The following is a 9,751-nucleotide window of genomic DNA, read 5'->3' as shown; positions in this document are numbered from 1 at the left end:
CCCCCCCCCCCCCCCCCCCCCACCCCCCCCCCCCCCCGCGCGCGGCGGGCGCGGGCGCCGCGCGCCCCCCCCCCCCGCGCCCCCCCCCCCCCCCCCCCCCCCCCCCCCCCCCCCCTCGTCGAGGAGGGCCCGCAGGGGGAGGCAGCCGTAGTGGTCGAACTCCCCGGCGAGGCTCACGGAGAGGACCCCGCAGCCCAGGGACGACCGGATGCCGGCCGGACCGTGAAAGGCGCTGTCCATCGGTTCTATGGGGGTGTTCACGCCCCTCCAACGGGCCTTCCCCCGGCCGGGAACCGGCGCCGGGGCGCACTTCACCCGCGTGGCCGTGGGACCGGCGCGGGCGGCGGCAGCTGGTGGCCCTGGCGCTGCTCCGGTGTGGGCGGGTGCAGGACGCGTCCCGCCGCGAGGCGCAGCAGAGTCCCGGCGCCGTCCCGGGGGACCGGGGTCCACAGGCGGACCGTCCGGTCGCGGGACGAGGTGGCGATCCGGCTGCCGTCGGGCGCCCAGGACACGCCGTTGATCCAGTCGGCGTGCAGTCCGACCACGGCGACGGGGGCGGCCCGGGCCGGGTCCCACAGCCGCAGCGTCCGGTCCCGGGAGACGGAGGCGAGCCGGGTGCCGTCCGGGGACCAGGCGAGGTCCTGGACACGGTCGCCGTGCCCGGTCAGCACGGCGGCCGCCGCAGCCGGCCCGTCGGCGTCCGGGTCCCACAGGCGGACGGTGCGGTCCCGGGAGGCGGTGGCCAGCACGCGCCCGTCCGGGGACCAGGCCACCTCCCACACCTGGTCCTCGTGCCCCTCCAGGGTGCGCAGCCGCTCACCTGTCCGGGCGTCCCAGACGACGACCCTCCGGTCGGTCCCGCAGGTCGCCAGCCGTCTTCCGTCCGGCGCCCAGTCGGCTCCCGTGACCCAGTCGTCGTGCCCGCGCAGTACCCGCGAGGGTTCCCGGCCGGCCGCGTCCCGCACGTGTACGAGGCCGTCGCGCCCGGCCGTCGCCAGCCGCGTGCCGTCGGGGGACCAGCACACCGCCGACACCTCCGCGCCGTGCCGGCCGGGCAGTTCGGCCGCGGGGCTGCCGTCGCACCGCCAGAGGGCGGCCGTGCCGTCGCGGCGGCCCACCGCCAGCCGCGACCCGTCCGGTGACCAGGCGAGGTCCCCGCACTGCCCGGTCGCCAGGACCCGCGGCGGCCCGAACTCCGGGGCGGCCCAGAGCCGTACGGTCCCGTCCTCCGAGGCGCTCGCGACGCAGCCGCCCTCCGGGGACCAGGCGTTCTGCCACACCGAATCGGCGTGCCCGCGCAGGACGGAGGGCGGCGCGGCGGGCTCCCAGACGGCGAGGGTGCGGTCCCGGGAGGCGGTGGCCAGCCACCGTCCGCCGGGGCTCCAGGCGACCGCGCGGACGGCGTCCCGGTGCCCGGTCAGCCAGAGGGCCGCGGCCTCCCCGTCGGCCGCCGGGACGGCCTCCAGGTCCCAGATCCGGACGTTGCGGTGCCGGTCGCCCGCCGCGAGCCGCGTCCCGTCGGGGGACCAGGCCAGGCAGTCGATCCGGTCCATGCTCGACAGGACCCGTACCGCCCGGCCCGCGGCCGGGTCCCGGAGCACCACCGTACGGTCGGCGGAGGCGGAGGCCAGGAGGGCGCCGTCGGGGGACCAGGCCAGGGCCGTCACCGCGCCCTGGTGCGCGGCTCCGGCGGTCACCGGCTCCCCGCCGGCCGGCGGACGGATGCGTACGGCCCCGTCCTGCCCGGCGGTGGCGATCCGTCCGCCGTCGGGGGACCAGGCCGCGCACCACGGCGTGCCGGGCCCGGCCTCCAGGGTGCCCGCCGGGATGAAGGAGGCGGTGTCCCACAACCGGAGCTCCCCGGCCGCCCCGGCCGACACCAGCCGGCTGCCGTCCGGGGAGAACGCCAGCGGGGCGGGCCCGTCGCCGCGGCCGCCCCCGGCGTCGGCCACCCGCCGCCAGGAGGCGGTGTCCCAGACGGTCAGCCGGGCGTCCCCGGTGGCGCAGGCCAGCAGGGAGCCGTCGGGCGACCAGGCCACCGTACGGGGCCGACCGCCGGGTACGTCGAGCACGACCGGCGCCGCCCCCCGTCCCCCGTCCCCAGCGCCGTCCTCCCCGGGGCCGTCCGCTTCCGGGCCGCCGTCCTCCGGGCCGGGCGCCGCCCACACCCGCAGCCGGCCCTCCTCCGAACAGGCGGCGAGCCGCCTCCCGTCGGGGGACCAGGCGGCGCCGGTCACCGCCCCGCCGAAGTCCCGGCGCACCGCCCGCAGCAGCGAGCCGTCCAGCGCCGTGCGCAGCGCCTGGAGGGCGGCCGGGGTCGGCGCCCACTCGGTGACCGCCGCGAGGGCCACCGCGACGGCCGTCTCCGGTTCGCGGCTCTCCAGCACCCGGGCCGCCACCGCGTCCGCCGTGCGCGCCCGGGCCGCGCCGTCCGCCCGGGCACTGCGCTCCACGTACTCCGCGACCAGCGCCGACACCTCCAGCCCGGCGGGGGCCTGCGCCTGCCAGGCGCGGGCCGCGGCCAGCCGCTCGCCGGTCAGCAGGAAGGCCTCGCCCCGGCCCGCGAACTCCCACTCCTGGGCCCAGCGTTCCCATTCGCCGCGCCGCCGCAGCTGCCCGACGTGGTCCGCGACGGCCCGTCGCAGGGGCGGCCAGCGGCGCAGCAGGGCCTCGTGGGCCAGGTCCAGGACCCCCGCGTCGGAGGTCAGCAGCCGGCCCGCGACGAAGGCGTCCGCCATCTCCCTCTCCGCGGGCGACAGTTCGTCCCGGGCGACGCGCCGGCGCACCGGCTCCTCGCCCTGCACGGTCACCAGTCGCAGCAGGGTCCGCACGACGGGGTCGGTTCCGTCGTCGGGGTCCCCGTCAGGCCCCAGCAGCTCGGCGCGGATCCGGTCGGCCTGCCCGACGAGCGCCCCGGCGACCCCGCCGACCTCCCGGTAGTGCGCGTACCCGATCACCGAACCGGGACCGCCCGCCAGCCGGTACAGCTCCTGGAGCGTGTAGGCGAGCAGCGGCAGCGCGTCGCCGCCCCCGCAGTCGTCGACGATGCGCGACACCAGGCCCGGCTCGAAGGACACCCCGGCGGCCGCGCCCGGGCGGGCCACGACCTCGTGCAGCGCCTCCCGTTCCAGGGCTCCGATCACCACCGGATCCCGTACGAGGAATGCCAGTTCGGCCTCCAGGAACCCGGTCAGGAAGTCCGAGCGCAGGGTGCCCACCAGCCACAGCCTCGGCTGCCGCGCCAGTTCCTCCCGCACCGCGGCGGCGAAGGCGGCCCGCTCGCCCGGCCCCGACAGGGTCAGCAGCTCCTCCAGCTGGTCCACCACCAGCACCCGGGAGGGCCCGTCGTCGGCGGCGCCGTCCAGCGCGCGCCGCAGGGCGCCGACCGGGTCGGTGCCGGGGGTGATCGCCGGGTACGCGGTCCAGCGCGAGCGGCGCCCGGTCAGCGCGGGCAGCAGACCGGCCCGGACCAGCGAGGACTTGCCGGAGCCGGAGGGCCCGACCACCGTCACGAACCGGTGGGCCCGGGCCGGGGCCGCCGGGTGCAGCCGGGCCACGAGTGCGGCGGTCTCCCGCTCCCGCCCGAAGAACACCGCCGCGTCCTCCTCCCCGAAGGCCTCCAGCCCCGGGTACGGCGGCTGTCCCGCCGTCCACGCGACCGGGACGACCGGCGGCCGCCGCTCCAGCCAGCGCAGCCACAGCTGGCCGCCGACCAGGGCGAGGAGCCCGATCCCGACGAGGGGTATCGACCACTGGCGCAGCAGCCGCAGCGGGAGCGGGACCTCGCCCTCCACGTTGGTGGCGTAGTTGGTCGCGATCCCGAGCAACGCGCCCACCAGCATGAGCAGCACGTCGAGTACCAGAGCGAGAGGTCGTCGTTGCATGGGGCCAGAACCTAGCCGCGACGCCCGGCGTCCGCGACCGCTGTCCGGCAACCGGCCCCGGCCGCCCGCCGGTTGTCAGCGCAGGGCGCCGGCCCGCACGCCGATCGCGGACATGACGCGGTCGACGGTCTCCCGCTGTTCGCCGACCGGGGCCACATAGGCGACGGCGGCGCGCGCGGCCTCCTCGCCCAGGGTCCGGGTGATGGCCCAGGCGCCCAGGTACTGCGAGGCCATGCAGCCGCCCGCCGTCGCGATGTTCCCCTCGACGTGGAAGGGCTCGTCCAGGACGGTGACGCCCATCTCCTCGACGAAGGGGCGGCTCGTCAGGTCCGAGCAGGCGGGCCTGCCGGCCAGCAGCCCGAGCCGGGCGAGCACGAGCGCCCCGGAGCACTGCGAGCCGATCAGCTGGCGCGAGGGGTCGAGCGGCAGCATCGACAGCAGCCGGTCGTCCGCGATCACGTCGCGGGTCCTGATGCCGCTGCCGATCAGCACGACGTCGGCCTCGCTCACGAACTCCATCGGCCGCTGCCCCGTCACCTCGACGCCGTTCATCGACGTGACCACGGGCGTCGGCGTCGTGATGAACGCCTCCAGCCCGTCCGGCCGGCACCGGTTGACCAGAGCCGAGGCGATGAAGCTGTCGAGCTCGTTGAACCCGTCGAACGTGACCACCGCTACCCGCATCACCACTCCTCTGGGACGTACCGCCGGACCTCCGTGGTCCTGGCGTGCCGCGCGGGCCGTTCACGGGACCACCCGCGTCCGGTGGCCTGTTCGCGCCCTTCCGGCCCCCTCCGCCGCTGTCCCCGGCCGGCTCACCGATCCTACGCGGGGCGGGCCCCGCCGTCCCCGGGTTCCGCGCCCGCGCCCGCGCAGGCGCCCAGGGCCTGCGCCAGGGCCCGCGCGTACGGCAGCGGGGAGCGCAGGGGAGCGGCGACGCCCAGGTGGCGGGCCGGCCGCGGCGGGGCCAGCGGGACCACCACCGCACCGGCGGGCGGGGCCAGGGCGATGTGCGGGACCAGCGCGACGCCCACGCCGGCCCCGGCCAGGGTCTGGGCGAAGAAGTAGTCGGTCGTGGAGGCGGCGATCCGCAGCTCGAACCCGGCCCGGTCCGCGTAGCGGCGCAGGAACGCCTCCGTCTTCAGGCAGCCCAGCACCCAGCGGTCGGCCGCCAGTTCGGCAGGCTCGACGGCCTCCCGCCCCGCCAGCCGGTGGCCGGCCGGCAGGACCGCGTACAGCGGGTCCTCCAGCAGGGGCAGCCAGGACAGCCCGGTCCCGGAGGGCAGCGGGCCGTCGAAGTGGTAGGCCAGGGCCAGGTCGGCTGCACCGGCCCGCACCATCGGCAGCGAGGCCTCCGGTTCGGCCTCCAGCACCGTCAGCTCCACCTCCGGATGGGCGGCGACGAAGACGCGCAGCGCCCCCGGCAGCAGGTGGCGGCCCCCGCTGGTGAAGGTGGCGACCGTCAGCCGGGGCCGCCCGGCGGCCAGCCGGTCGATGCGCGCGCGGACCCGGTCGAGCTCGGCGGTGACGGTCTCGGCCGTCTCGACCAGCAGCCGGCCCGCCTCGGTGAGCGTGACCCCGCGCGTGCTGCGCTCGGCCACCGGGTGGCCGAGGCCGCGCTCCAGTGCGGCGATGTGCTGGGACACCGCCGAGGGGGTCAGCCGCAGCGCGGCGGCGGCCCGGTTGAAGCTGCCGTGGTCCGCCACGGCCCGCAGGACGCGCAGCCGGTGCACATCGATCAAGGGTTTTCCTCGGGCCGGTCGGAGGCGGGCGGTTCCGCTGGGACCCTACAGCGGCGTCGCCGACGCGCGGACTCCCGGCGCCCGTGGCGCGGGACGACGACCTTCGCCGCCTCCCCGGAGGAGGTCAACCCGCAGCTGCTGCGCGGCCTCAGGCGCACAGTCCGATGATGTCGAGGATGCCGTCGGCGTAGGCGGCGGTGGTGCTGCCGGGCCGGCCGGCCAGATCCCCGCTCAGCTGCGTCAGGCCGGCCCGGACGTGGGCGGCGCACTGCCCGTAGAGCCCCGCCTCGTACGCGGTCCCGTCGTCCTCGGAGGTCAGCAGCGCGAGCAGCGTCCGCAGCAGGGCCTCGCGGGTCGCCAGCCGGGGCGGCCCGGCCGCCCAGACGGCCATCAGCACCGCGCACGCGGCGGGGGCGGGCGGCCAGAGCCTGGGCCGGGTGAAGACGTGCCCCTCCAGCGCGTGGAACGCGGCCGGATGCCCCTCGGCGGCATGCCACAGGGTGTCCTCCAGATGGCCCGCCGAACGGCCGCAGCCGCAGGTGATGGACGCCCAGTCGTGGCGGGCGATCTCCCGGCCCACGGCGGCGGGCACCAGCGGGCTGCTGCGCACGGGGTCCTTGTCCTTCCCTCTCATGAGGCCCAAGTATGGGAGCGGATCCCGGGCCGGTCGACCACCCCGTCCGAGGGCCGGACACGACGGAGCCGGGACGCCTCGGGCGCCCCGGCTCCGTCATGTCGGGGGCGAGGAAAGCGGGGGGACTATTTCAATTGGTTTTGAGAAGGAAGTCCGCCCATGGCCTCGCCGGGGCCAAAGGTAGCAGTCAGCCCGGGATCAGGGCACGCAGGTTTTCCGGGGTGAACACCACCGAGTCCGGGTGCAGTCCGTCCGGGCGCTCCAGCCCGATGTAGGTGACCGGCCCGGCCGGAGGCTCCGTGCCGTCCCACGCCGTGCTGGCGGCGGCCCGGCCGGACAGCAGGTCCACCAGGTGGCGGACGGTGAGGTACTCGCGCTCGACGACGGCGCGCACCAGGGTGCCGACCGTCGCCCGGTTGTCCTCCACCCGGTTGGCGCTGGGGGTGCCGCGCAGGTACAGGTGCAGCCACTTCGCCCGCCAGGCGCCGTCGCTCCCGCGCAGGAACACCAGCGGCAGGGCGACCCGGCCCGGCCCGCGCAGCTCCGACTTCATGCGCACCGTACGCGGTTCGAAGGGCCGGCCGAGCCGGTCGCCGTCGCGGAGCATGAAGCCGAAGAAGGACTCGGCCACCTCCTCGAAGCCCTCCCCGGAGAAGAGGTCGACCTGCGGCACGATGAAGTCGCCTTCCACGGCGTCCAGGCGCAGGTTGATGAACTCGGACGCGCCGTCCGGCGCGGGAGCGTTCGTGATGTCCCCCGAGTGCTCGCCGCCGACCGCCCGGAGGGACGTGTACGACAGCCAGGACAGGGTCTCGTACGAGGCGTCCAGCATCACCGCCGACAGGTCGTAGTCGGTGCTCCGCTCCGTCTGCGTCCAGTGCACGAAGAACCGCAGCAGCTCCCCCTCGACCGGGGACAGCGAGCCGCGCGGCAGTACGCCCAGTCCGGCGGCCGTGGCCTTCCCGCTGAGCGGGAGGGCCACGTCGAGGACCGCGGGGTCGACCAGCAGGTGCCCCGGATCGGGCAGGCGGCGCAGCACCTCAGCGTCCAGGGCCGCGATCAGCCGCCCGGTCTCGGCCGCCGGGAGGGGCGCCCGGGTGTCGGCGGTGACCCAGGCGGCGCCGCGGTGGTTGACGAAGACCCGGCGGGCCTCCGGTCCGCCGGTCCGGTGCCGGAGGTGCTCGCGCACCGCCAGCAGGACCCGGCCGGAGACCCCCGGGACCGCCTCCTCGGCGGCGGCCGCGACCGCCGCGCGCTCCCCGGGGCCCGGGCAGGCGCGCAGCAGCCGGTCCAGGGAGCGCAGCAGCCGTCCGGGCGCGCCCGCCGCCAGCAGCCGTGCCGCCCCGACGGCGTCGCCGGAGCCGAGGAGCTCCTCGACCCGGCTCTCCAGGGTGCGGGCCTCCAGCTCGCCGCGGGCCACGGCGAAGACCCGCGCGGCGTGCGGCCGGCCCGGGTACTCGTGCGGGTGGAGCCGCTCGCCGAGCCGCTTGAACTGCTCGCGGTGCGCGTGCACGTCGGCGAGCTTCGCGGGGGAGGCGGCGACGACCGCGTCCAGGGCGGCCAGCAGGGCGCGCCGGACCGGCCGCGGCAGCGACTTCAGCCGGGTCGGCTCCGTCAGCGACACGTCCCCGTCCGACAGGGCGCAGGCCAGGCGGAGCACGTCCGTGACGGTGTCCACCAGCAGCTCCGCGCCGCGGGCGAGACGGGCCCGGTTGACCACGGCGCGGTTCTCCCGGACCGGGATCTCCGGCGGCTGGGGGCCGTCGGCGCAGTGCGCGGCGAGCACTCCGAGGTCGCGCAGCGCCTCCTCGCCCAGCGGCGTGGTGCTGCCGGCCAGGGCCAGGTAGAGGGCGGTCACCTCCTCGTCCAGGGCGCCGCCGGCGTGCAGGACCGTCATCCGGTCGCCGGTGGCGGCGATCAGCTCCTCGTGCGCGGCGAGCATCTCCTCGTAGGTGTGCCGGTAGCCGCCGTAGGAGGGGAGGGTCAGCAGGTCGAGCACGCCCGTGCTCAGCTGCGCGAGGACGTCCGGGCGCGCGGCGTCGTCGGCGAGGGCCTCGCGGACGCACTGCGCCCAGAAGTCGAACGTGTCCGGCACGTTGGCCGGGAAGTCCTTGAAGTACACGTTGTGCGCGACGTGGTCGCCGACCATCTCGCGGACGGTGTCCAGCGTGCGCGAGGCGGTCTCCACGACCGTCTCCTCCGCGAGCCCCGCCAGGTGCTCCAGCAGCGGCGCCGAGAGCGTGAAGCCGACGGACAGCAGTGCGGCGTCGAACCGCCGCGCCGCCGTCCCGCCCCGCCCGGCCGGACCGGAGGGCAGGGGAAGGCGGCGGGTGTGCCGGACGACCAGGGATTCGAGAGGGCGTTCCATCGGGGCATGCTCCCAGACCCGTCCGGCGGCGCGCACACGGGTTTCGGCGCGCGTACCCTCTCCGACGTGTCCCGTTCCCGCCCGCACCGTGTCGCCGTCCTCGTCCTCGAAGGGGCCAAGCCGCTCGACGTCGGGATCCCGGCACAGGTCTTCAGCACCCGGGCGAGCATGCCGTACGAGGTCCGCGTCTGCGGCGCGGCCCCCGGACTGGTCACCGGCGGCGACGGCCTGTCCTACCACGTCACCCACGGGCTGGAGGCGCTCGAATGGGCCGACATCGTCTTCGTCCCCGGCTACCGCTTCCCCGACCGCGAGGACCCGCCGCGGGAGGTGGTCGAGGCGCTGACCGCCGCCCACGGCCGGGGCGCGCGGCTCGCCGCCATCTCGACGGGCGCGTTCGCGCTCGCCGCCACGGGACTGCTCGACGGCAAGCGGGCCACCACCCACTGGCACTACACGCGCGCGCTGACGGCGAAACACCCGCTCGTCCGGCTCGACGAGAACGTGCTGTTCGTCGACGAGGGCAGCGTGCTGACCTCGGCCGGGGCCGCCTCGGGCATCGACCTGTGCCTGCACATCCTGCGCCGCGACCTCGGCGTCGCCGCGGCGAACCACGCGGCCCGGCGGCTGGTGGCGGCCCCGTACCGCAGCGGCGGGCAGGCGCAGTACCTGCCGCGCAGCGTGCCCGAACCCCTGGGGGAGCGGTTCTCCGCCACCCGCGAGTGGGCCCTGCAGCGGCTCGGGGAGCCCCTGACCCTCGAAGCGCTGGCCCGGCACGCGGCCGTGTCGCCCCGTACGTTCTCGCGGCGCTTCGCCGAGGACACCGGGTACACGCCCATGCAGTGGATCATGCGGGCCCGGGTCGACGTGGCCCGTGAGCTGCTCGAACGCTCCGAGCGGGGCGTCGAGCAGATCGCCGCCGACGTGGGCCTGGGCACCGCCGCGAACCTGCGCCTGCACTTCCAGCGCATCCTCGGCACCACTCCGACCGAGTACCGGCGCACCTTCACCCGGGGCGAGTAGCCGGCGCGCGGCCCCGGAGAGCCGCTTGGCGAGATACTTGCGAACAGTGGCGATCTCGCCACTGTCGTGGGCGGGCGGCGGAAGCGAACCTGATGGTGAA

Annotated in this window: 6 protein-coding genes; 1 reads left to right on the top strand and 5 read right to left on the bottom strand. The window is 76.9% G+C overall.

What is annotated here, in order from left to right; all coding sequences use genetic code 11:
• Positions 1-311: 311 nt before the first annotated feature.
• The 5 genes from WDV06_RS19680 to WDV06_RS19660 all read right to left on the bottom strand — a co-directional run bounded on the left by WDV06_RS19680 (position 312) and on the right by WDV06_RS19660 (position 8,628).
• Positions 312-3,884 (bottom strand): nSTAND1 domain-containing NTPase, encoded by a 3,573-nt coding sequence (locus WDV06_RS19680; RefSeq protein WP_395511079.1) that lies wholly within the window; start codon positions 3,882-3,884, stop codon positions 312-314.
• A 75-nt stretch (positions 3,885-3,959) separates the two neighbouring features.
• Entirely contained in the window at positions 3,960-4,568 is a 609-nt protein-coding gene (locus WDV06_RS19675) for a DJ-1/PfpI family protein (RefSeq protein WP_395511078.1), read from the bottom strand.
• Between the two features lie 140 nt (positions 4,569-4,708).
• Positions 4,709-5,626 (bottom strand): LysR family transcriptional regulator, encoded by a 918-nt coding sequence (locus WDV06_RS19670; protein WP_395511077.1) that lies wholly within the window; start codon positions 5,624-5,626, stop codon positions 4,709-4,711.
• Between the two features lie 148 nt (positions 5,627-5,774).
• Positions 5,775-6,260 (bottom strand): hypothetical protein, encoded by a 486-nt coding sequence (locus tag WDV06_RS19665; RefSeq protein WP_395511076.1) that lies wholly within the window; start codon positions 6,258-6,260, stop codon positions 5,775-5,777.
• A 187-nt stretch (positions 6,261-6,447) separates the two neighbouring features.
• Positions 6,448-8,628 carry a hypothetical protein gene (locus WDV06_RS19660; RefSeq protein ID WP_395511075.1) on the bottom strand — a complete coding sequence of 727 codons (2,181 nt, stop codon included), beginning with the start codon at positions 8,626-8,628 and terminating at the stop codon, positions 6,448-6,450.
• A 66-nt stretch (positions 8,629-8,694) separates the two neighbouring features.
• Between WDV06_RS19660 and WDV06_RS19655 the strand changes: the two genes are divergently transcribed.
• Positions 8,695-9,651, top strand: a complete 957-nt coding sequence (locus WDV06_RS19655) for a GlxA family transcriptional regulator (RefSeq protein WP_395511074.1) — start codon at positions 8,695-8,697, stop codon at positions 9,649-9,651.
• The last annotated feature ends 100 nt before the right edge of the window (positions 9,652-9,751 follow it).

It is taken from the genome of Streptomyces racemochromogenes (genome assembly GCF_044129415.1).
GTDB lineage: Bacteria > Actinomycetota > Actinomycetes > Streptomycetales > Streptomycetaceae > Streptomyces > Streptomyces racemochromogenes_A.
This window is presented reverse-complemented; position numbering and strand designations above follow the sequence as displayed.